Below are 21,596 nucleotides of genomic sequence, written 5' to 3'. Positions count from 1 at the left end.
CACGCCAGGTATTCCACCATGACAGCGACCGCCTCTCTCCGCTGGCTCGGGGTGCGCCGGCTCGGCGCCACGCTCGTTGCGCTGTGGTGCTGCACCGTTGCCGCGCAGCCCTTGCCGGCCGCCGACACCGCCGCGCGCACCGCGACGGCGGCCACTGCCGCCGCACCGGCCGCCCCTGCCACGGCGGCCGCCCGCGCCGCCACGCCCGCCTCGACCTGCAACGCCGACGGCGGCCCGGCCGGCCGGCCGCCGGTCGGCCTCGTGCTGTCCGGCGGCGGCGCGCGCGGGTATGCGCACCTGGGCGTGCTGAAGGTGCTCGAGGAAAACCGCATCCCGATCGACTGCATCGCCGGCACGAGCATGGGCGCCGTGGTCGGCGGGCTGTATGCGAGCGGGATGGCCGCCGACGAGATGCAGAAGCAGCTGTCGGAGGTGAACCTGGCCGACATCGCGTTTGACGTGACCGACCGCGCCGACCTGCCGCAAACCAGCCGCGAGGACGAGCGCCTGTACATCAACAGCCTGACGCTGGGCTTCGGCAAGAAAGGCGTGAAGGCGCCGGTCGGCCTCGTGCAGGGCAACCGGCTGCAGGCGCTGCTCGCGAACTGGACCGCCGCCGTGCCGACCAACCAGCCGTTCGACCAGTTGCCGATCCCGTATCGCGCGGTCGCGACCGACCTGCAGACCGGCCAGATGGTCGTGCTGGACCGCGGCTCGCTGCCGCTCGCGATCCGCGCGAGCATGGCGATGCCCGGCCTGTTCGCGCCGGCCGAGATCAACGGCCGCGCGCTCGTCGACGGCGGGCTCGTCAGCAACCTGCCGGTCGACACCGCGCGGCAGATGGGTGCGAAGGTCGTGATCGCCGTCGACATCGGCTCGCAGCTGCGTCCGCTCGACGCGCTCGCGTCGCCGGCCGACGTGATGCAGCAGATGGTCGGCATCCTGATCCGCCAGAACGTGACGTCGCAGCGCAAGCAGCTCGCCGCGCAGGACGTGCTGCTCACGCCCGACCTCGGCGCGCTCGCGTTCACCGATTTCCAGAACGCGAAGCAGGCGATCGCCGCCGGCGCGGCCGCCGCGACCGCGGCGCTGCCGCGGCTCAGGCACCTCGCGCTCACGCCGGAACAGTACGCGGCCTACCGGTCCGCGCATGCGCAGCCGCTGCCGCCGCCGATCCGCATCACGCGGGTCGAGATCAAGACGACCGGCGGCGTGCCCAAGCGTGTCGTCGCCGACGCGCTGCACGTGAAACCGGGCGACACCTACGATCCGGCGACCGTCAGCCAGGACCTGCTCGGGCTGACGACCGGCGGCAATTTCGAGAGCGTGACGCAGCAGATCGTGAGCCACGGCGACGAGAACGTGCTCGAGATCGATGCGCGGGAGAAATACTGGGGGCCGAATTTCCTGCTGTTCGGCGTCGGGATGTCGAGCAGCTCGACCGACGAAGGCGGCTTCCGCCTGCACGTCGGCTACCGGCGGCCGTGGCTCACGGAGTCGGGGCTCGAATTCCGCGCGGACACGACGATCGGCAGCGACCTGCAATCGGCGCGCGTCGAATTGCGCCAGCCGTTGCCGGCCGCATACGGCTTGTACATTTCGCCCTATGCGGAATACCAGCGTCGCTACGTGAACCTGTACGACAACAGCGGCGAGGTGAAGCTGAACCAGTACTTGATGCAGACGGCGCGCACCGGGCTCGACTTCGGCCTGCCGATCGCGCGACTCGGCGACTTCCGGATGGGTATCGGCTATGCGACCGGGCACGGCTCGCCGAACTACAACCTGCCGTTCCCGTTCGATGACGGCAGCTCGACGCTGATCTGGCCGAGCTTCACGTCGCAGGCGCTGACCGCGCGTGCGCGGCTCGTCATCGATCAGCTCGACGATCCGATGTTCCCGCGTCGCGGCTACTACGGCGAATTCCGTGTCGAACGGTCGCTGTGGTCGCACAACAGCCAGTCCGCGGAGGACCTCGCCGATACATCCAACACGCCTTACACCGAGCTCTACGCCAAGGCGATGATCGCGCAGCAGTTCGGCCGGCACAGCGTCAGTGCAACGATCGAGGGCGGCAAGAGCATCGGCGGCACCAACCTGATCAACGCGTTCAACTTCACGCTCGGCGGGTTCCAGCATCTGGCCGCGTATGCGGCCGACCAGCTGACGGGCAACGAACTCGCGTACGGCAACGTGACCTACATGAACCAGCTGATGACGTTCAACGCGTCCCCGATCAAGGCGCTGTCGGTCGGCGCCAGCGCGGAACTCGGCAACGTGTGGTCGAGCGGCGTGAACGTCGGCGGCGGCACGCTCAAGCAGAGCTATACGTTCTTCACGAGCCTGTCGACCTCATTCGGTCCGCTGTACATGGGTATCGCGCTCGCGCCGGGCGGCCGGCGCAACATCTACCTGCAGCTCGGCCGCACATACTGATGGGGGCGCGCGGATGGCGGCGGCGGGCATCCGCCGCGTCACCGCCCGCGCCTTGTGCAGCCGGACGCCGGCTAGATCGGCCAGCTGATCTCGAAGCGCGCGCCGCCGAGTTCGGCCGGATCGACGACCGCGATCCGGCCGTTGTGCGCGTGGAGCACCTGCCGCGTGATCGCGAGGCCTAGCCCGTAGCCGCCGGTGCGGCGGTCGAGCCGCACGAACGCGTCGAAGATCCGCTCGCGTTCGCTCTCCGGCACGCCCGGCCCGTCGTCCTCGACATAGATCGCGATGTTGCCGTGTTCGATCGCGATCCCGACGACGATCCGCGACGCCGCATATTTGCTCGCATTGCGCAGCAGGTTGCGCATCGCGTACGACATCAGCCGCCGGTCCATCTTCACGCGCAGGTCCGACGCGATCGCGATGCGCGACTCGATCGCGCGCTCCGGATACAGCAGCTGCGCGTCGCTGACCTGGTGCTCGAACCACGCGACCGGCGCGGTCAGCTCGAGGTTCGACTGCAGCGAGCTGTATTCGAGCCGCGCGTACGTGAGGCTCATGTCGATCAGTTCCTCGAGTTCCGTCACGTCCTGCGCGATGCTCTCCAGCGCACCGTGGTATTCGGCGGCCGAGCCCGGTTCGCGCAGCATCTCGAGCGCGAAGCGCACGCGCGCGAGCGGCGTACGCAGCTCGTGCGAGATCCCGTTCGTCAGGTCGCGCTGCGCGGCGATCAGCCGCTCCATGCGCATCGCGAGCGCATTCAGCGTGCGCGCGAGCGGGCCGATGATCACGCTGTGCGACTCCCGTGCGCGCGTGTTGAAGCGCCCGCCGGTGAAATCGATCGCGCGCTCGCGCACCATCACGAGATCCGACCAGACCGGCCGCATCCACCGATACGCGGCGAGCGCGGGCGCGGTGAACACGAACGCGAGCACGATCCAGATATCGCCCGGCAGCGCGTCGAACGCATGCCACACGACTTCCGGCGACAACACCACGCACAGCGCGAGCGCCGGCACCAGCGCGGTCAGCAGCACGAGGCCGAGCAGGTGCAGGTAGGTGCGCACGTACAGGCGCGACCAGCTCGGAATGCGGTCGGCGCGCGTGTCGGTCCACGCGCGGCGGAAATGCAGCCAGCGCCATTTGACATAGCGCAGCGCGGAAAGCGGCGCTGCGTCGGAGTGCGAACGGGTGCGTCGGATCATCGCGGCTTCCGGCTATCGTGCGCGGCGGGGAGGCAGCGGCCGACGGGCTCGCGCCGGGTTGGCGTCATTCCCACGCATGCTTGCTGAACTGGTAACCCTTGCTGCGGATCGTCTTGATCCGCTGCGGGTTGCCTGCATCGTCGTGCAGCTTGCGGCGCAGCTTCGAGATGCGCCCGTCGATCGTGCGGTCGAGGCCGTCGAATTCGACCCCGCGCAGCTGCAGCATCAGGTCGTCGCGGCTGACGACCTCCCCCGCACGGCACACCAGCACCCACAGCAGGTCGAACTCGGCCGACGTGAGGTCGGGCGAGCCGCCGCCGGGCAGCACGACCGAGCGGTCGGTGCGGTCGATCGAGAACTGGCCGAACGTGTAGCGCTCCGGCTGCGGCGCGGCGCCCTCGGCCGCGCGCGCGGGGACGCGGCGCAGCTGCGCCTTGATCCGCGCGAGCAGGATGCGCGGCTCGACCGGCTTGTGCACGTAGTCGTCGGCGCCGAATTCGAGGCCGAGCAGTTCGTCAAACGGCTCGTCGCGCGCCGTCACCATGATGATCACGCCGTCGTATTGCTTGCGTGCCTCGCGGCAGATCTCGAACCCGTCCTTGCCCGGCAGGTTCACGTCGAGAATGACGAGATCCGGGCGCGTGGACAGGATCGCCGGCACGGCGGCGTCACCATGCAGCACAGTGTCGACTTCATAGTCGTTCTTGCGCAGGTAGCCGGCGATCAGCGTGGACAGGCGGGTGTCGTCTTCGACGAGCAGGATGCGAAAGGGCATGGGCAACGGTCGGATCGTACGGGGAGACCGCGGCGGCGGCAGGCTTGCACCGGCTGCCGGCCATCGGTCGAAACGTACCGCATGATACTGCGCCCACCGCTCGCCTGTTTGCCCGATCCGATAAATAAGGGCGCGATTGCTCCCGCGCTTGACGAACCGGCGCCGAAACGGTTCCATACGGGCTCTTTGGAAACCGGGCCGCCCGCCCTGCCTCGCACGCGATGAACTATCAGCCGATCCTCGAACGCATCCATACCGAACTCGCCCCCTGGATCGGCCAGGGACGCGTCGCCGATTACATTCCCGAGCTCGCGAAAGTGCCCGCCGACAAGTTCGGGATGGCCGTCGTGACGCTGGACGGAAACGTTTACACGGTCGGCGACGCGCGGGAGCGCTTCTCGATCCAGAGCATCTCGAAGCTGTTCGCGTGCACGCTCGCGTTCCAGTTGCTGGGCGACGCGCTGTGGGAACGGGTCGGCCGCGAGCCGTCCGGCACCGCGTTCAATTCGCTCGTTCAGCTCGAAAACGAGCGCGGCAAGCCGCGCAACCCGTTCATCAACGCCGGCGCGCTGGTCGTCACCGACGTGCTGTGCCGCCGCTTCGTCAGGGCCGAGACGGCGCTCGTCGAGTTCGTGCGGCGGCTGATCGGCGCGACCGACCTCGACTACGATTCGCGTGTCGCGCTGTCGGAGCTGCAGCACGCGGAACGCAACCGCGCGATGGCGCATTTCATGGCGAGCTTCGGCAACATGCAGATGCCGCCCGATACGGTGGTCGACGCGTATTGCCGCCAGTGCGCGATCACGATGAACTGCGTCGAGCTGGCGCAGGCCGCGCTGTTTCTTGCGAACGGGGGCGTCGCGCCCGTTACCGGCGAGCGGGTCGTCGACGCGAGTTCGGCGAAGCGGCTGTCGGCGCTGATGCTGACCTGCGGCACCTATGACGCGGCGGGCGACTTCGTATATCGCGTCGGCTTGCCTGCCAAGAGCGGTGTCGGCGGCGGGATCGTCGCGGTGCTGCCGGGGGAGATGGCCGTGTGCGTGTGGGCGCCGGGGCTCGATGCGAACGGGAACTCGCTGGCGGGGACGTTGGCGCTGGAGTGGTTGACGACTTATACGGGGAGGTCGATTTTTTGACGCACCGAATTCACGCGCAACGCATTCTTTGAAATGTGACGATCGATTCGGCACGCACCGGCACGTTGAATCGGGAATTCGTTCTCGGGCAGCAATCGACCCGGAGGACACGCTCGCAACGCCCGAAACCGGACGTCGCACTCGTCATGAATCGAGCGCGACAACCGATCGCATCGGAACATTGAGCGAGCAAGATTCGGACAGGCCGGCGCAAGTCCGGCCACGCAGCTAGAAGGCGCTCTTTATCACGCCCCCGTCGGCTCGCAACGCAGCGCCGGTCGTCGCCGACGAAAGCGGGCTGGCGATATAAGCGACGAGGGACGCCACTTCCTGCGGCGAACCGAATCGCTTGATGAGCGATGTGGGACGGACCTTCTCGAAGAATTCCTTCTCGAACGCTTCAAACGATTTGCCGTCGGCCTTCGCGAGCGTCTCGACGAATTCGCCCACGCCGCGCGATTTCGTCGGCCCCGGCAGGATGCTATTGACCGTGATACCCGTGCCGGCAACGGCTTCGGCCAGCCCGCGCGCAACTGCGATCTGCGCGGTCTTCGTCACCCCGTAGTGGATCATTTCGGCCGGAATCTGCACCCCGCTTTCGCTCGAAATGAAAATGATGCGCCCCCAGTCGGCCTGCTTCATCGCCGGCAGAAACAGCCGGGCGAGGCGTACGCCACTCAGGACGTTGACCTCGAAGAAACGCTTCCAGTCCGCGTCAGGAATCTCTTCGAATGGCTTCGGCTCGAAGATGCCGAGGTTATTGATCAGGATTTCCACGCCCGGATAGCGTTGCGCCAGTTCGTCGGCCGCTTCGGCCGTACTCAGGTCGCCCGCAAATCCAGCCACATCGCCGCCGGTATCCGCTTTCAGTTGCGCGACTACGTCATCGACAGATGACTGGGAGCGTCCGTTCACGATCACACGAGCGCCTTCCTGGGCCAGCGTGCTGGCGATAGCGAGGCCAATGCCGGCTGTGCTGCCGCTCACCAGTGCGAGTTTGCCTGTCAGATTCAGGTTCATGAGTGATTCCTTTTTCCGTGGACAAAGTAGACGTGACGACATCGAGTCTCGAACGACTGGATGTCGCCAACGGGTTTACGTACGCGTAATCGATGCGCCGCCATCGACCAGCGAGGCAGTGCCGGTGACAAAGGACGAATCGTCCGATGCGAGATAAAGCACTGAACGCGCCAGTTCTTCCGGCTTTGCCACGCGCTTGAGCGCATGCAGCCCGGTCACGAACGCCTGCGATTCTTGAGTGTCGTTCATGCCGCGATACATCTCCGTGTCCACGGCACCCGGCAACACCGCGTTGACCCGCACGCCTTGCGCGCCGTACTCCGCGGCGAGTGCCTGCGTCAAGCCGATCAGCCCGGCCTTGCTCGCCGCGTAGGCCGCCGTGCCGGGAAACGCGAACGAGTAACCGACGAAGGTCGACGTGAAGATGATCGATCCGCCGCCCTGCTTCAGCATTTCGGGAATCTGGTGCTTCGCGCCCAGGAAGGCACTGGTCAGATTGGTCGCCAGCGCGGCGTTCCAGCCTGCTTCGGAAATACCGGTGGTCGGGCCCATCTCGCCGAGCGTACCTGCGTTGTTATAGGCGATGTCCAGACGGCCGAAGCGGCTCACTGCAAGCGCGACCAGCGCCTTCGCGAAGTCCTCCGACTGCACGTCGCCGGCCAGATACGCGGCTTCGCCGCCTTCGCTGGCGATCTCCGCCGCGAGCGCTTCGAGTTCCGCCGCGCGCCGCGCCGCAATGACTACCTTGGCGCCTTCCTTCGCGAACAGCTTCGCAGTAGCGCGGCCAATACCTGCGCTGGCACCCGTCACGATGGCGACTTTTCCTGTCAAACGTTGCATTTCCAATCTCCTGATCCGCTGCGTCGGCCAGCGCCCGATGCGTTGGCCCGTGACAGCAATATAGGCTTCAGTCTTGATTGCAGAAAGGCATAAAAAATGGTCCTATCATTAAGTTTTTGTGAATGATCGAGGATCGGTATGGATCGCCTTCGCGCCTTCGAGGTTTTCGTGACGGTGGTGAGCCGTGGCGGCTTCGCGCGCGCCGCGGAGGCGCTCGGCACATCGCCGGCCAACGTCACGCGGTACGTGCATGAACTGGAAGCGCACCTCGGCACGCGCCTCCTGAATCGCACGTCACGCACGCTGTCCCTGACGGAGGGCGGCGAGACCCTCTACGCCCGCTGCAAGTCCATCCTCGACGAGGTTGCGGAGACGGAGGGGCTTGTGTCATCCGCGTCGGTCGAACCACGTGGACGACTGCGCATCAATGCGCCCGTGAGCTTCGGCATTCTGTATCTGGCGCCGCTATGGCCCGGGTTCATGCAGAAATATCCGCGAATCGAACTCGACATCGGGCTGATCGACCGCGTCGTCGATATCGTCGACGAGGGCTACGATCTCGCCATTCGCATCTCGCGCGCCGGCTCGACCAGCCACGCGGCACGCAAGCTGGCGACATCGCAAAACATTCTGTGTGCGTCGCCGGCCTATCTGGCCCGCTTCGGACATCCGACCGCGCTGACGGACCTGGTCGAGCATCGCTGCATCGGGTACACATATGCGGCCACCGGCGACGAATGGGAACTGATCGATGGAAACGGCAAGACCCATCCTGTGAGGGTCGACTGCCATATGCATACCAATAACGGCGATACGGCGCGCTCGGCAGCGCTCGCCGGGCAAGGGCTGATCTGGCAACCCACGTTCCTGATCAACGACGATCTGCGTGCAGGCAACCTCGTTCACGTGTTGCCTGAGTATCGTCTACCCGAGATCGACATACTTGCTGTCTACCCGAGCCGCCGACACTTGAGCGCCAGAGTGCGCGTCATGATCGATTTCCTGGTCGATGCGTTCGGTGGAGTGCCGCCGTGGGATCGCTAGGACAAAAAGCGAGCAGTCGCCACGCCGGTGACAAGTTGCAAGCACTTCCAGACCGTACGCGTGATCGTCCTGCGCGATGGCGGAAGCACATCAAAACCGGCGAGCCGTGGATCACGGCTGGCGACTCAATGGGCTGTTTGGCACGATCTACGCGGACAGCCCTGGCATTGTCGGTTTTACGCTTCGGGATGTGCAGAGGTACGCGATCCAGCTTCCAGTGAGGGCTACGATCCTGTCCGTCCAGGTAGCGTAGCAACCGAGACCTGAATGCCGGCGAGCATCCTGTTCGCCCGGCGCACGAACACCCAGTGCCAAACCCAGAGCAAAACCGCAACGCCGCCCGCGATGGAGCCAATGGTATTGGGTATTAGCGAAAGAACCTGGGCAAGACACCACCCGATGCCGCTGATCCGGCCGAACGAGCGCAAACCCGACAGAGCCGGATTGATACGAGACTCCGCTTCCAGGGACTTCGCGACGTTGGAAATAATGAAGAAGTCCTCGATGAAGTTGTATGGCAAGAGGAACATGAGCCAGACGCTGTTGGGTTCGGCCGCACGCGATCCTCGGTTGACCGATTTCAGGGTGGTCCTGAGGTCGCTCGCGTAGGCATAGACCAGCGCCAGGAAAACCGCGATGACGACCATGCCACCGATCGGCCCAAGCATCTCCATTTCGCCGAGAACGCCTCCGCCTTCAGCGGGATGGATAAGGGGATAGGCGAGCCCAAAGGCAATGGGGATGCTCAGAATGGCTTTGAGAATGGTCCGCGCAGTTGTGCTCATGTGTATCGGATGGAATAGATGCGTTGTCACAGGCAGCATAGCGAACGATCATTCTCGCCGTGCGATTTTTTCCTGATATATGCCGCCTTTTCTCGCGACTCCAGCCGAGCGGTGTTCTCGATTGATTCGACCCGTTCGATGGCAACGATCAGAGATCTCCGCGCACTTCACCGGTTCCCAGCGAGCTGCGCTGCCGGTTGACTTCCGCCCAAAGCTCATCGCTGTCGTCATTGCGCAGCACGACCATCCAGTCCAGTTGATCGTCGGTCACGCCGAAGTATTCCAGGATTTCCCGTCGGGCCGCATCGACGAACTGCGCGTATTCCGGGGTTGCCTGGGCCTGCGCGTGCAGGGCGTCGTATGCTGCATCGTCCGCGCCGCCGCCGTGCTCGTCGATATAGCGCGAGATCCACTGGTCTAGCTCGCGGTCGTAATCGGCCTCGGCGCGCATCGCTTGCACAGCCGTGTAGAAATCCAATTGGGCAAACGCGGCGATTGCCGTCGTTGTCGCCTCGTCGAAGGTAGTCGTCATTCCATCTCTCATGTCGGTCATGGCACATCATCGCACGAGCCGCACGCGGGCAGATGACTTGAATCCGGACCGGTCACTTGCTGCAAAAAAGCTTCGTTGCGACTGGTCGCGCTGCTAAGCAAGGTTAGAAGCTCGGCTGCACGTGCACGCAATGGAATCCAACATGGGTGATGCATCGCACGCTTATTGACTGCTGCAGTTGTTCCTCCTTCCAACACTGAATCCGGAATTTCGTCCAGTGCAGCCACAATCCCGGCAATGCCGTCCCGCTGTTGCTTGGTAAGTTCACCGCTTGTAAGCGTCAACATACACGAGCCTGCCGATACGTCATGCTTGAGTTCCCATGCCACGTTATAGTTGCCCATTACGTCGCACTGAAACTCTGCGTCCGCAGCCAAGATTTTTAGCGCTTCCACAAAATGGTAATAGGAATTCGCAAACGCCTCTTCTGGTGACATTCCGCTGCTGTGCGGTTGACTCGTCATTTTGCCGCCCCTGATGTCAATTCTCGTAAGCTAATCCCGCTCTCTTCGAGAACCGGCGCTGATCGATCCATACGCGCACTCACCCGAAGCCTCCCTGTCCCGACCTTCGACCGAAGCTAACCCCGCGCGCCGCCTTTGACGAATGCCAATCGGCTCCACGTCACACCCGCACGCCGATTTCCGCGCTGCACGGATTCGGTCTGGACATTCAGCACACTGCGCAAGCCATGAGCATTTGCGAGCTGGATGGTCTCTTCCACTGAAACGTCGAACATCCGTCGTCCTTCCGGAACCGGTCCGTAACGCAGGGACATGACCAGCATCGCGCCATCGCACAGGAGAGCACTGACGCTCGGTATCGCCCGACGACGCTCGTCTTCGTCAAGGTGCATCCAGACGGCCGACAGCATCACGAAGTCAAATTCTTTTCGCCTCGCACGCAAGATCGCGAGATCCGGCAGGCTATCGTCCAGCCATTCGATCCGCGGAGACGAATGCTGCCTGATTCCCGCAACGCGCAGCGCGTCCACCGGTTCGACGGCTACGACCGAATGCCCCATCGCCGCGAATGCAGCCGCATCGGTTCCGATACCGGCTCCAACATCGAGAATGCAAGACGGGCGCGTGGGAACGAGATGCAGGATGGGCCCATGGTGTTCCTCAAACGAGATGTCTTGCCATTGCTCGATGAGCGAATGTGCATGCTCCGCGTAGCCTTCCGTGCCGCGTACATTGATGGACACCACCGTCCTCCAAGTGTCGGTGTTTCGCGAAGTTTGCCAGATTGCCGGCATTTCAGTACCGACGCCACTTTCAGCCGTTCGCAAACACAAACACGCCGGTGTAGACACCCAAATGTCTCGTCCGCCCCGGACCGCGGTCGTTTGCGTTCCGTTTGTGAAGGGCGCATCGGACGGCCGCGTGACGCTCCGGTCAGTCCGCTATCGCTGGATAGCCCCACCAGGTGTGCGACTCCCATGTCGAAGATCGTCAGTTCCTGGCCAGAGTGCACGGCAAAACATTCGCCTGGTTTCATCAAGCTGCTTTTTCCATCGCCTGACGTGAAATCTTCAGCACCGTTTTTCGCGGCAGCAGTGGAACAATCCAGTCGAGCATGACGCGCAGCTTCGACTCGTTGAAGGCCACAAGTTCACCGCGTTCCATGGCCTCGTAGCCGTAGTGCGCCACTGACTCGGCCGACTTGGCATTCTTCCAGGCAGCCACGCCTTGCAGATCACCTGCGGCGACGAAACCGGTAGCCACCGCGCCAGGACATAAAGCCGTGGCAGTCACGCCGTATTCGCGTACTTCTTCGGCGACGGCCTGAGTGAACGAGGTTACATAGGCTTTAGTCGCGTAGTACACCGCTTGCAACGGCCCTGGCATGAACGACGCGGTCGACGAGACGTTCAGGATGCGCCCACGCCGACGTGCCACCATGCCCTTCAGGTAGTGATGTGTCAGGTTGGTCAGCGACACCATATTCACCTGCATCATGGTTTGCTCGGCAGCGAGATCACGTTCGACAAACTTGCCATGGCCGCCGAAGCCGGCGTTGTTGATCAGCATATCTATAGATAGCCCCAGTGCTTCGGTGGCCAGGAAGATCCGATCGGCCGATGCGGGGTCGGCGAGATCCTCGGCGATCACATGGACTTTCACGCCGTATTGCGTCTGGAGTTCCTGCTTGATGGATTCGAGCTTGTCGCGCGAACGCGCCACCAGAACGACATCGCCGCCCTTGCTTGCATGGATGCGTGCCAATTCCAGACCTATGCCGCTCGAAGCACCGGTAATCAATGCCGTTGCGTGTTTCATGGCTTTTCCTTGGTTCGGATTGTATAAGGTGATGGTAGCGATTCGACACCGGCGGCAGACTAGCAAAGCGCGCCACGAACAATCCCGATCGCGCCAGTCGTTTGCGCCAGGGCAGACACCAGCGGTCGCTCAAATGACCAGACCGAACCGTCTGCAGTGCTGGCCGCGAATACCCGGCGGCCCAAACGACTACTACACTACGGCGGCACCATTTGCAGCCCGTGTGGCGCAGTTTGAATTAACCACGACGCCCAACCTCTCCATACTTCCCTTGCAGTTTTGGATGGGGCGGTAAAGCGCCCATTGGATGACGATGGGGGTCTACAGATGCAGAGCAAGACTTTTCCAGTCGACATCGGCTGGCAGGCCTTACTGAAGGACCTGGGCCTCCGGCCTCGCAATGTGCTGCGTCGGGCCGGGCTTCCCGAAGACCTGCTTTTCCGCGGAAGACAGGGGCTCACTACTCAAGACTATTTCCGTTTCTGGCGCGCGTTGGAGGCCGAGGCAGGTGATGTCACGTTTCCTCTACGGATCGCCGAAACCCTCTCGGCAGAGTCTTTCGATCCGCCACTATTCGCAGCGCTGTGCAGCGCCAATCTGATGCAGGCTGTACAACGCCTCGCCAAATACAAGGCACTGGTGGCTCCGATGAGCCTCTGTGTGAACAAGGGTAAGGCGGGAGAACTGACGGTGACGCCTCGCTGGCTGTCGGTCCAGACGGAAGTGCCAGATTCCCTGCAAGTGGCCGAGATCGCGTTTTACGTGCGACTGGCCAGACTCGCGACCCGCGAGCCCGTGAAAGCGCTTCGAGTGGCGCTTCCGAAACTGCCGTCCAGCGCCTACGCGCGGCGCTACGAGAACTTCTTCGGCACGCTCGTGCGACGCGGGGCGAGCCCGAGTATCAGTTTTTCCGCCGTGGACGCCTTGCGTCCGTTCCTCCCGGTCAACGAAGGCATGTGGCGTGTGTTCGAGCCCGACCTTCGTCGCCGGCTCAGCGAACTCGATGCGACGGCGACAACGGCGGAGCGCGTGCGTGCCGTCCTGCTGGAATTGCTGCCTGGCGACGCGGCCACCATCGAGAAAACTGCCGAGCGCCTGGGGTTGAGCAAACGTACGCTGCAGCGTCGCCTTGAATGCGAGGGAGAGAACTTTCGCGCCTTGGTCAATGCTACCCGCGAGAACCTTGGCCGCCACTACTTGGAAAACACCACGATGTCGGGCGGAGAGATTGCCTTCCTGCTTGGCTTTGAGGATCCCAATTCCTTCTATCGCGCATTCCAGGATTGGACCGGGCAGACGGCCGGGAGCGTCCGTCATGCCATGTGCGTGAATTGACGAGAAGCCAACCTTGTCCAGGCTTGTCGAGCAACGGAAAGTGCTGATGACTGGCGCCACCGGACCGGTGCGCGGCCTGATCAAGGCGGCACCGCACTCGCCCGCTCGGTCGGTCGGTCGGCGCCAGCATGCAATGTCGGTTTATATTGCCGGAGTTCCAACACGCTCGCGCCGAAATCATTGACGACGTATACGGAGCGGTCGATTTTCTGAAAACACCGAAGTGACTCATGGGAGAGCATCAGTCATGCAACCGGAACACGCCTCAGATCTCGCAACGACTTACCACGCTGGCGCGGACACCCACACGCACACGCCGATTCCCCCGATCGTTCCGGCGCAAACCGCGCTGATCGTGATGCACTACCAGACCGACATCCTCGGCCTCTTTCCGTCAGTCGCCCCCGCCCTGCTCGCCAACACGCGCAAGCTGTGCGATGCAGCCCGGGCGGGCGGTGTCCACGTCTGCTTCGCGAATCTCCGCTTCAGCCCCGGCTATCCGGAAGTCAGTCCGCGCAACAAGAACGGGCAAGGAATCAAGCAACTCGGCCTGTTCGTCGACGACGGCCCGTGCCCGGAGCTCGGCCGGCTCGACAGCGAGCCGCTGACTATCGCGCATCGCGCGAGCGTGTTCTTCCGCACCGACCTGCAGGCGCGGCTCATCGCGCGGGGTATCGATACGCTGATCCTGGTCGGGATTGCGTCGACCGGCGTCGTGCTGTCGTCGGTTGCGCACGCCAGCGACGCGGATTTCCGGCTGTATACGGTGAAGGACTGCTGCTACGACCCGGATCAGGTCGTGCACGAGCACCTGTTCGCGACGGCGTTCGAGACGCGCACGACGGTGCTGTCGCTCGCGGACGCGCTGCGGCTGCTCGCTTAGGCGCACGATATCCACGCCACGCCGGCCGGAACGCATCCGGCCGGCACCTCGCGCATTACGCCGTGCGCAATTTCGCGCGTTACTTCGCGATATACACGCCCGACGTCGGGCACGTCCCCTGCGTATTCCCGTCCGTCACGAGCGACGCCGCGCTCGGAAACTGCGTGGTCGCGTTCGTCTTGACCGCGATCCACGCTTCCGTGAAATAGCTGACGCCATTGGTCTTCGTGCACTTCAGCGACACCGCACTGCGCGTATTGCTGCCGAACGCGCCTTCGAACGCGGACAACAGCTGGTTGCGCGTCACCGTCTTGCCCGCGTTCGCCTGCAGGAACGCGTTGAACGACGTGTTGCCGAGCCGGCTGATCATGCCGGCCGCCTGGTTCCAGTACGCATCCGGCGACGCCGAGTTCGAGCAGGTGCCGTGCTTGAACCATTCGTGCTTGTCGAGGCACGACGCCACGCCCGGCATGTAGGTCGACAGCGTGCTGCGGGTCGCGGTGCTGACCGGATACGCATCCATGCTGCACCACTGGTGCGCGTTGTCGAGATCGACATCGCTCTGCGGCACGCCGCAGTAAAACGGCTGGTTGCCGTCGTACCGGTTCGGCCAGAGACCGTGCAGCGACAGGCTCGTCGCCGCATACGTGCCGGCGAGGTTCGTACACTCCGGCGTGTCGTGCGACGCGCAGAAGCCGGGTTCCCACGAAGCGGCGAGCAGCAGGTAGTCGTAACTGGTCTGCGCGACGGCGTGCAACGAGGCGGATGCGACGGCGAGTGCGGCCGCGGCGCGGGCGAGCGTCTTGAGCATGGCGTTTCCTCGGAGAAGGCTTGCGGTCGCGGGATGCGCCGCAAGGTTGTCGAATGTCTGCCCGCGATTGTTGCTCGCGCAACGTGGCATCAATATGAAGGTGAACGAAGGAATTCGTAGTCGAACGCCGCCCTTGTTAACGCCGGCACCGGTACCAATACGCGCCCTCCTGCGCCGGAGACGCCGGCCCACCCTGTCGCCATCTTCACGCTGCAACGGAGCATCCCCGTGGTGACGGCCAGCCGGCCAGGCAAGCCCTATCGCGTCGAGATCGGAAACGGGCAAAGCCTCGAACTCGCGGACGGCACGCCCCTGCTCACGGCGCGCTGCCGAGCAGCGTGCACGCACGCGCAGCCGAATCCGGGCCTTCGAGCGCGAGAATCTGCCACACGCCGATGCTCACGCGCCGGCCCTCGTCCGGCGCCACGCGATCATTTCACCGACGCCGCTTCCGATCCGCCGGACGACAGCGCCGCGCTGTCCTGCTCGCGCCACGCGCGGCGCGACGCGATGATCGCCTGCACGGCCGAGCGCGCGACCTTCCACCACGCGAACGGACGCGGATCAGCGAGCATGCTGAGCGCGCGCGCATAGTCGAGCGTGAGCCCGGGCGTCCAGGCCATCGTCACAGCGCGCTTGCGGATCTGCGCGGCGACCCACAGCTCGGGCGTGAGCAGCAGCCGCACGAATGCGCCCCACCCGGCCCGCGTGCCCTTGAGCCGCCACACCGCGCCGTCGAGCGCCGCTTCGAGCGCGTTCGACACGGTGCTCGAGCAGTTGCGGTGCGTGAGGTTGTACGTGACGGTCTGCCGATACGACGACCAGAACGCGGCCAGCTTCGCCGGATCGTAGTTGCGGATCCGCACACGCACGGTCGACGGACACCACGCCTTCGACTCGGTCACATAGTCGGGCTGGAACAGGCCCGGCACGTCGTTCTCGCGCGTCGCGCGCAGGAGCCGCGTGAATTCATCGGGAGAACGATCGATCTCGACGGCCGGATACAGGCTGATATAGATGCCCTCTGGCGACTCCAGCGCCGCATGGCCGGTGGAGATCACGCCGTTGACGTCCACCGCCGCGATGTAGCGGTCGATCACCGGATAGCGCTGCGCTTCGGCCTTCGACGTGCCGGTCGGCGTCCACACGTGCACGGTCAGCGCGTGCTCGTGGTCGGCCGGCGGGCCGTCCCATTCGGATTGCGCGAAACGCGGGAGGTCGGCTGCCGTGTCGATGTCGGGCACGATCGCCGGCGCCGGCGACGTGACGAACGCGGGGTTGCGTGTCAGCCGCCGCACGCGCGCGGCGAGGCTCAGCATGTGCATCCCGCCGAACATCAGCAGCAAGCCGAGGCAGTACGGCACGGTACCCACATAATGAGTCGGATACGGCTGGTAGAAGAAGATCGCGAGCAGGATCTCGACGACGCCCCACGCGAATGCGACGTGCCAGCGCCGGTAACGCACCATCCATGCGGACGTGCACTGCAGCAGCCCGTCGACGAGGAACAGCGTGCCGAAGATCATCGACAGCAGGAAGTGTCCGTGATGATGGCCCGCGAACACGAGTGCGGCAGCCACCACGACCGCGATGCCCTTCACGTAGCGCAGGATGCGCTGCCCGCCGACGCCGCTGCCAGCCACCGCGAGCGTCGCAAGCCCCTCGATCAGGAACAGCCACGCGAACAGTTCGATCGGAAAATGCAGCGCGCCGTCGAGTGCGTCGACGAAGATGCCGACGCCCGCGACGACCCACAGCCAGCCCAGCACGGTCAGTCCACGCCAGCGCGTTCGCAGATATTCGATGCCCAGCAGCAGCAACACCAGTCGTACCATGGCGCCCTCGTATTGATTTTTTCGGGATACGCGCAGATCACGCGCCTCCGGTCGTGCCGATCGTGCATCGTGCGATGCGGAAGTCGGACGGTGGCAATGCTGACCGGCGCGTCATGCGTCGACATCTCCAATGACGGCCGGCGCGCTCCGCTTTCGCCGAATAATAAGATATGGCGGAGCCGGTTGAAAGCCTGGCGAAAACATTGCCGGCGGAGCCGGACGCCCGGCGTGTCGATAGAGACGGCGCGATTGGCGGAGTTGCGGCTGCTATTCCGCCGAGGGTTTCGACGTACCGTCCGGGATGGCCGCACCGTTGCTCGACCAGCCGTACACGATCTAAGCTCGGCATGTCACGATGGCGATCGCAGGTCTGGATCTCACGATGCAGCGCACACCGATCACCGTCGACGGCTCACCCACCCTTGGCGGACGACGCGCGTTCCGATCGGGTTCGTCGTAATCCAGGCATCCCGGAAATGACGGCCCCATTCATCCATTGCGCAACGCGGCGCCTGCGCGGCCCGCATCCCGAACGGAATACGAACATGCCCGCCTCACCGCTTCACACCCCGCCGCTCGGCCCGCAACTCAAGCGTTGGCGCACGCTGCATCGCGTGAAGCAGAGCCATGCTGCCGAATTGTTCGGCGTCGCCCAATCGACGATCTCGCGCTGGGAAGCCGGCATCCAGCAGATGTCGCCGGACGAGCGCGCGACGGCCGAGCGGCTGCTTGCCGCGCGTCTCGATTCGGCGGGCGACCACGCGCTCGCGCGGCTGATCGCGAGCGGCGCGGCGCGCATGCATCTCGTGTGCGACCTCACGCACCGTCTGCTCGCGTGCTCGCCGTCGCGCGCGGCCGAGTTTTCGCGGCCGCTGCCGACGCTGCTCGGCACGTCGCTGTGGCGCTATGCGTCGCCGGAGATCGTCCGCATGGAAGCCGCGCTCGACCCGCTCGGCTGGCACGATCATGCGGGGCCGCCGAGCGTCGAATTCGCGACCGGCGCCAATGCGTCGCGCGTCGTGCCGATCCGCGGCAGCACCTGCCGATGGACGCGGATGACGCTGTCGGACGGCTCCGCCGCGCGCCTCGTCGAAACGCTGTAGCACGCGCGGCGGTCGCGGGGTACGAGCGCGGCGCGCATATTTCATGCGTGGACGCAGCGCGGCCGCACGGCGTACGCTAGACGGCACGATTCAAGCATTCCCACCGGCCATGAACCTCGACACGATCCACGCGCGGCTCGATTTCCTGCGCGAAGCCGAACGCCTGAAAGACGTGCTGCGCAGCGGCCACACGTCGAGCGGGCGCGCCGAAAGCACGGCCGAGCACAGCTGGCGGCTGTGCCTGATGGCGCTCGTGTTCGCCGACGCGCTGCCCGACGTCGACACGACGAAGCTGCTGAAACTGTGCGTCGTCCACGATCTCGGCGAAGCGCTGCACGGCGACATCCCCGCGATCGAGCAGGCCGCGCATCCGGACAAGAGCACGCACGAACGCGACGACCTGCTGACGCTGACGGCCGGGCTCGATCGCGCGCTGCGCGACGAGATCGTCGCACTGTGGGACGAATACGAGGCGGCGGCATCACCGGAAGCGCGCGCCGCGAAGGCACTCGACAAGCTCGAGACGATCCTGCAGCACAACCAGGGCAGCAATCCGCCGGACTTCGACTACGCGTTCAATCTCGGCTACGGCCGGCGCTACACCGACGCGGCACCGCTGTTCAACGCGATCCGTGCGATCGTCGACGCGGACACGCAACGCAGGATCGACACACGCGGCGACGGCGCGTAAGCGCGCGGAACCAGCCGCGCACCACACCGCGTGCGGCAATCGCACAAGATGCGCACGCACCTGCACGGACGGGAATCGGCGCGATGCCCGCGCCCGGCGAGGAACGCGACCGGCCGATGATGGCGCTCGTTGCCGCGTCACGGCAGCGACGCGTCACCCGACGCGCGGCGCACGCGTCATTCACACACCGTCGCCCTACGCCGTGCCGGCGCGAACGCCACCGCACTTGCCGTCGCGAGCACGGCCGCGCCGGCCGCGCCGTACACCATCACCCAGCCGAAGCCGTGCACGAGCGCCGCGTGCAGCGCCGCACCGCTCGGGTCGGCCTTGGCGAGCGCCGGCGCGATCGCCTGCAGCCCGTCGGTGCGGCCCGACGCGATCTGCTGCGCCAGCGCGCGCAGCGCCTCCGGATCGACCGCTCCCGCGACGCCGGCCTTCAGGCTCGCGACGATCCCCGCGACCAGCACGAAGCCCATCGTCGCGATGTTCAGCGCAAGCGAGATCATCCGCGCGCTCATGTCGATGCCCGACGCCATCCCGGCCCGCGAACTCGGCACCGCGCCCGTCGTCGTGTTCGTGACCGGCGTGTTGGTGAGCCCGAGCCCGATGCCGGCGATCACGCAGCCGGGCAGCATCGTGAGCCAGCTCGCGTGTTCGACGCCACTGCCGATCCGCATCAGCGCGAAGCCGGCCGCGATCGTGAACAGGCCGCCCGGAATCACGACGCCTGGCCCGTAGCGCAGCGCGAGCCGCTCGCCGAACGGCGGCGCGACCAGCGTCGGCAGCGTGTACGCGAGCAGCGCGAGGCCGGCCGTCACGCTGTCGTAGCCGAGCGCGACCTGGAACCAGATCGGCAGGTAGATCATGAACGGCCAGAAGCTGAAGTTCATCCCCATCGAGCCGAAGATCGCGCCGGTGAACGCGCGAATCCGGAACACGGAGAAGTCGAACATCGGCCGCGCGCTCGTGCGCTCCGCGACGAAGAAGCCGGCCAGCGCGAGCACGGTCGCGCCGAGCACGCCGAGGCCGGCCGCACTCGTGAGCCCCAATTCCGCGCTCTGGGTAATGTAGAACGCGAGACCGAGCACCGCGAGCGACAGCGTGACGATGCCCGCGACGTCGAGCGTGCCCGCATGCGGATCGCGCGACTCCTGCACCGCGCCGCCGATCAGCACGAGCGCGACGGCCGCGAGCGGCGCATGGACGAGAAACACCCACGGCCAGCTTGCCGCCGCGACGATCGCGCCGCCGACGATCGGCCCGAAGCCGAGGCCGATCCCGAACACGATGCCCCAAATCCCGAACGCGCGGCCACGCTCGCGCCCTTCGCGGAACTGGTGCGACAGCACCGCGATCTGGCAGATCAGCATCGCGCCGCCGCTCGCGCCCTGCAGCAGCCGGCCCGCGACCAGCACCGGCACGTTCGGCGCGAGCCCGCACAGCAGCGACGTCGCGCCGAACAGCACGGTGCCGATCACGTACACGCGCTTGCGGCCGAACCGGTCGGCGAGCGTGCCGGCCGCCATCAGCACCGTCGTGCACGCGATCGTGTACGCGTTCATGATCCACTGCATGCCGTTGAAGTCGCCGTGCAGCACGCGTTCGAGCGTCGGCAGGATCACCGGCACGCTCGAGATCTCGAGGCCGAACATCAGCGACGTGAGACAGACGGCCGCCAGCGCGACCGCATTCCTGCGGGAGTCGGATAGGGTCATGCGTATTGCGCGACGGCCCTCGACAGGCCGTGCGCCTCCAGGTGAGAAGGATGCGCCGCGTGCGGCCGGCAACGCACGCTGGGCGGGAATCGGTACTATAGTGAGAATTTCCCTCCCCATTGATGCGTCCATTTCCCCGGACTCGGGAATCACAGGACGCAATCAGGGCAACCCCAGCACGCCCCGCCATGACCGACAAACTCGACGGCGTAACGACCTTCGTCCAGGTCGTGGAATCCGGCAGCTTCGCGCTCGCCGCGGAACGGCTCGACATGACGCGCTCGGCGGTCGGCAAGGCAATCGCGCGGCTCGAGAAGCGGCTCGGCGCGCGGCTGCTGCAGCGCACGACGCGCAGCCAGAGCCTGACCGACGACGGCCAGGCGTACTACGACCGCTGCGTGCGCGCGCTGGCGGAGCTGGAAGCGGCCGAAGCCGATCTCGATTGCGGCCGCAACGAAGCGCGCGGCAAGCTGCGGCTGAGCGTGCCGCTCGCGTTCGGGCATCACTGCGTGACGCCGATCGTGCTCGATCTCGCGCGCACCTATCCGCACCTGCGGATCGACGTGTCGATCACCGACCGCTTCGTCGACCTGGTCGAGGAAGGCATCGACCTCGCGGTGCGGATCGGTTCGCTCGCGGACAGCACGAGCCTCGCGGTGCGGCGGCTCGGCACGCAATACGGGAGCCTCGGCGCCGCGCCGTCGTATCTCGCGCGCTACGGGATGCCGCAATCGCTCGACGATCTGAGGAACCACCGGACGATCGCGTACTCACGCTCGGGCGTCGCGCAGCCGTGGGACCTGCGCGCGCCGGACGGCTCGACGGTGCGCATCGACATGCCGCACCAGCTCAGCTTCGACGACGTGCAGGCGATCGCGGCGGCCGGCGCATCGGGGTTCGGGATCGCGTGGCTGCCGAGCTGGCTGCTCGATCATTACGTGAAGCGCGGCGAGATGGTCGTCGTGCTCGATCGCTGCTTCGTATGCGAAGGCGACATTCACGCGATCTGGCCGAAAACGCGCTACCTGCCGCGCAAGACGCGCTGCGTGATCGACGCGCTCGTGCAGGCGGTGCCGCCGATGATCGAGCGGCCGGAGCCCGCGAGCCTCAAGAAAACCGGTTGAAACCGACGCGCCGCACGGGCGCGCCG

The 21,596-nt window shown here is 65.4% G+C and carries 20 protein-coding genes; 8 read left to right on the top strand and 12 right to left on the bottom strand.

The genetic code is table 11. From position 1 onward, the window contains the following. Window positions 1-18 precede the first annotated feature (18 nt). Window positions 19-2,436: a patatin-like phospholipase family protein gene (locus U5A56_RS11265; RefSeq protein WP_321922332.1), complete on the top strand. Its 2,418-nt coding sequence runs from the start codon at window positions 19-21 to the stop codon at window positions 2,434-2,436. Window positions 2,437-2,507: 71 nt separating this feature from the next. Here the strand turns inward: U5A56_RS11265 and U5A56_RS11260 are convergent, their stop codons facing one another. Both U5A56_RS11260 and U5A56_RS11255 read right to left on the bottom strand, forming a co-directional pair. After that, window positions 2,508-3,638 (bottom strand): ATP-binding protein, encoded by a 1,131-nt coding sequence (locus U5A56_RS11260; RefSeq protein ID WP_321922330.1) that lies wholly within the window; start codon window positions 3,636-3,638, stop codon window positions 2,508-2,510. Between the two features lie 64 nt (window positions 3,639-3,702). Continuing rightward, window positions 3,703-4,413 (bottom strand): response regulator, encoded by a 711-nt coding sequence (locus U5A56_RS11255; protein WP_044846903.1) that lies wholly within the window; start codon window positions 4,411-4,413, stop codon window positions 3,703-3,705. Window positions 4,414-4,634: 221 nt separating this feature from the next. Here U5A56_RS11255 and U5A56_RS11250 point away from each other — a divergent pair, with 221 nt between their 5' ends. After that, window positions 4,635-5,549, top strand: a complete 915-nt coding sequence (locus U5A56_RS11250; RefSeq protein ID WP_321922328.1) for a glutaminase — start codon at window positions 4,635-4,637, stop codon at window positions 5,547-5,549. 228 nt (window positions 5,550-5,777) lie between these two features. Here U5A56_RS11250 and U5A56_RS11245 read toward each other — a convergent pair whose 3' ends face one another. Both U5A56_RS11245 and U5A56_RS11240 read right to left on the bottom strand, forming a co-directional pair. Beyond that, window positions 5,778-6,569, bottom strand: coding sequence for an SDR family NAD(P)-dependent oxidoreductase (locus tag U5A56_RS11245; protein WP_044846901.1), 792 nt, complete (start codon window positions 6,567-6,569; stop codon window positions 5,778-5,780). A gap of 75 nt (window positions 6,570-6,644) precedes the next feature. Further along, window positions 6,645-7,409 carry an SDR family oxidoreductase gene (locus tag U5A56_RS11240; RefSeq protein WP_124485304.1) on the bottom strand — a complete coding sequence of 255 codons (765 nt, stop codon included), beginning with the start codon at window positions 7,407-7,409 and terminating at the stop codon, window positions 6,645-6,647. 138 nt (window positions 7,410-7,547) lie between these two features. Between U5A56_RS11240 and U5A56_RS11235 the strand changes: the two genes are divergently transcribed. Beyond that, window positions 7,548-8,453: a LysR family transcriptional regulator gene (locus U5A56_RS11235; protein WP_321922326.1), complete on the top strand. Its 906-nt coding sequence runs from the start codon at window positions 7,548-7,550 to the stop codon at window positions 8,451-8,453. Between the two features lie 224 nt (window positions 8,454-8,677). Here the strand turns inward: U5A56_RS11235 and U5A56_RS11230 are convergent, their stop codons facing one another. From U5A56_RS11230 to U5A56_RS11210, 5 genes are all read right to left on the bottom strand, one after another. Continuing rightward, the gene (locus U5A56_RS11230) at window positions 8,678-9,238 is read right to left on the bottom strand and encodes a hypothetical protein (RefSeq protein ID WP_321922324.1); all 561 of its coding nucleotides are present in this window, start codon (window positions 9,236-9,238) and stop codon (window positions 8,678-8,680) included. Between the two features lie 148 nt (window positions 9,239-9,386). Beyond that, entirely contained in the window at window positions 9,387-9,770 is a 384-nt protein-coding gene (locus tag U5A56_RS11225; protein ID WP_321922322.1) for an ATP-dependent protease, read from the bottom strand. 17 nt (window positions 9,771-9,787) lie between these two features. Further along, entirely contained in the window at window positions 9,788-10,255 is a 468-nt protein-coding gene (locus U5A56_RS11220) for a hypothetical protein (protein WP_321922320.1), read from the bottom strand. 116 nt (window positions 10,256-10,371) lie between these two features. Beyond that, complete coding sequence (locus U5A56_RS11215) at window positions 10,372-10,998, bottom strand: class I SAM-dependent methyltransferase (protein WP_321922318.1); 627 nt, start codon at window positions 10,996-10,998, stop codon at window positions 10,372-10,374. Between the two features lie 292 nt (window positions 10,999-11,290). Then, window positions 11,291-12,073: an SDR family oxidoreductase gene (locus tag U5A56_RS11210; protein WP_321922316.1), complete on the bottom strand. Its 783-nt coding sequence runs from the start codon at window positions 12,071-12,073 to the stop codon at window positions 11,291-11,293. 327 nt (window positions 12,074-12,400) lie between these two features. On the opposite strand from U5A56_RS11210, the gene U5A56_RS11205 reads away from it, so the two are divergent. Together U5A56_RS11205 and U5A56_RS11200 are read left to right on the top strand one after the other, a co-directional pair. Then, a complete protein-coding gene (locus U5A56_RS11205) occupies window positions 12,401-13,408 on the top strand; it encodes an AraC family transcriptional regulator (protein WP_321922314.1) in 1,008 nt (335 codons plus the stop codon). A 247-nt stretch (window positions 13,409-13,655) separates the two neighbouring features. Then, window positions 13,656-14,291: an isochorismatase family cysteine hydrolase gene (locus U5A56_RS11200; protein ID WP_321922312.1), complete on the top strand. Its 636-nt coding sequence runs from the start codon at window positions 13,656-13,658 to the stop codon at window positions 14,289-14,291. Window positions 14,292-14,370: 79 nt separating this feature from the next. Here U5A56_RS11200 and U5A56_RS11195 read toward each other — a convergent pair whose 3' ends face one another. Then, window positions 14,371-15,102: a ribonuclease T2 gene (locus U5A56_RS11195; RefSeq protein ID WP_321922310.1), complete on the bottom strand. Its 732-nt coding sequence runs from the start codon at window positions 15,100-15,102 to the stop codon at window positions 14,371-14,373. Between the two features lie 431 nt (window positions 15,103-15,533). Beyond that, the gene (locus U5A56_RS11190) at window positions 15,534-16,937 is read right to left on the bottom strand and encodes a DUF308 domain-containing protein (protein WP_321922308.1); all 1,404 of its coding nucleotides are present in this window, start codon (window positions 16,935-16,937) and stop codon (window positions 15,534-15,536) included. Window positions 16,938-17,482: 545 nt separating this feature from the next. Here U5A56_RS11190 and U5A56_RS11185 point away from each other — a divergent pair. Then, window positions 17,483-18,040: a helix-turn-helix transcriptional regulator gene (locus U5A56_RS11185; RefSeq protein ID WP_321922306.1), complete on the top strand. Its 558-nt coding sequence runs from the start codon at window positions 17,483-17,485 to the stop codon at window positions 18,038-18,040. A 109-nt stretch (window positions 18,041-18,149) separates the two neighbouring features. Continuing rightward, complete coding sequence (locus U5A56_RS11180; protein WP_124485288.1) at window positions 18,150-18,731, top strand: HD domain-containing protein; 582 nt, start codon at window positions 18,150-18,152, stop codon at window positions 18,729-18,731. 176 nt (window positions 18,732-18,907) lie between these two features. On the opposite strand, the gene U5A56_RS11175 is transcribed toward U5A56_RS11180, so the two are convergent. Next, on the bottom strand, window positions 18,908-20,446 hold the full coding sequence (locus U5A56_RS11175) for an MFS transporter (RefSeq protein ID WP_321922303.1): 1,539 nt from the start codon (window positions 20,444-20,446) through the stop codon (window positions 18,908-18,910). Window positions 20,447-20,634: 188 nt separating this feature from the next. On the opposite strand from U5A56_RS11175, the gene U5A56_RS11170 reads away from it, so the two are divergent. Beyond that, the gene (locus U5A56_RS11170) at window positions 20,635-21,570 is read left to right on the top strand and encodes a LysR family transcriptional regulator (RefSeq protein ID WP_044846889.1); all 936 of its coding nucleotides are present in this window, start codon (window positions 20,635-20,637) and stop codon (window positions 21,568-21,570) included. Window positions 21,571-21,596: the final 26 nt, after the last annotated feature.

The sequence above is a fragment of the Burkholderia sp. BCC1998 genome, from assembly GCF_905339875.1.
Classification (GTDB): domain Bacteria; phylum Pseudomonadota; class Gammaproteobacteria; order Burkholderiales; family Burkholderiaceae; genus Burkholderia.
The sequence above is the reverse complement of the archived record's forward strand: the minus strand, read 5'-3'. Positions and strand labels throughout refer to the sequence as shown.

Coding starts and splice junctions, on each gene's coding strand:
- U5A56_RS11265 (WP_321922332.1), top strand. CDS start 19: ATGACAGCGACCGCCTCTCTCCGCTGGCTCGGGGTGCGCCGGCTCGGC.
- U5A56_RS11260 (WP_321922330.1), bottom strand. CDS start 3,638: ATGATCCGACGCACCCGTTCGCACTCCGACGCAGCGCCGCTTTCCGCG.
- U5A56_RS11255 (WP_044846903.1), bottom strand. CDS start 4,413: ATGCCCTTTCGCATCCTGCTCGTCGAAGACGACACCCGCCTGTCCACG.
- U5A56_RS11250 (WP_321922328.1), top strand. CDS start 4,635: ATGAACTATCAGCCGATCCTCGAACGCATCCATACCGAACTCGCCCCC.
- U5A56_RS11245 (WP_044846901.1), bottom strand. CDS start 6,569: ATGAACCTGAATCTGACAGGCAAACTCGCACTGGTGAGCGGCAGCACA.
- U5A56_RS11240 (WP_124485304.1), bottom strand. CDS start 7,409: ATGCAACGTTTGACAGGAAAAGTCGCCATCGTGACGGGTGCCAGCGCA.
- U5A56_RS11235 (WP_321922326.1), top strand. CDS start 7,548: ATGGATCGCCTTCGCGCCTTCGAGGTTTTCGTGACGGTGGTGAGCCGT.
- U5A56_RS11230 (WP_321922324.1), bottom strand. CDS start 9,238: ATGAGCACAACTGCGCGGACCATTCTCAAAGCCATTCTGAGCATCCCC.
- U5A56_RS11225 (WP_321922322.1), bottom strand. CDS start 9,770: ATGACGACTACCTTCGACGAGGCGACAACGACGGCAATCGCCGCGTTT.
- U5A56_RS11220 (WP_321922320.1), bottom strand. CDS start 10,255: ATGACGAGTCAACCGCACAGCAGCGGAATGTCACCAGAAGAGGCGTTT.
- U5A56_RS11210 (WP_321922316.1), bottom strand. CDS start 12,073: ATGAAACACGCAACGGCATTGATTACCGGTGCTTCGAGCGGCATAGGT.
- U5A56_RS11205 (WP_321922314.1), top strand. CDS start 12,401: ATGCAGAGCAAGACTTTTCCAGTCGACATCGGCTGGCAGGCCTTACTG.
- U5A56_RS11200 (WP_321922312.1), top strand. CDS start 13,656: ATGCAACCGGAACACGCCTCAGATCTCGCAACGACTTACCACGCTGGC.
- U5A56_RS11195 (WP_321922310.1), bottom strand. CDS start 15,102: ATGCTCAAGACGCTCGCCCGCGCCGCGGCCGCACTCGCCGTCGCATCC.
- U5A56_RS11190 (WP_321922308.1), bottom strand. CDS start 16,937: ATGGTACGACTGGTGTTGCTGCTGCTGGGCATCGAATATCTGCGAACG.
- U5A56_RS11185 (WP_321922306.1), top strand. CDS start 17,483: ATGCCCGCCTCACCGCTTCACACCCCGCCGCTCGGCCCGCAACTCAAG.
- U5A56_RS11180 (WP_124485288.1), top strand. CDS start 18,150: ATGAACCTCGACACGATCCACGCGCGGCTCGATTTCCTGCGCGAAGCC.
- U5A56_RS11175 (WP_321922303.1), bottom strand. CDS start 20,446: ATGACCCTATCCGACTCCCGCAGGAATGCGGTCGCGCTGGCGGCCGTC.
- U5A56_RS11170 (WP_044846889.1), top strand. CDS start 20,635: ATGACCGACAAACTCGACGGCGTAACGACCTTCGTCCAGGTCGTGGAA.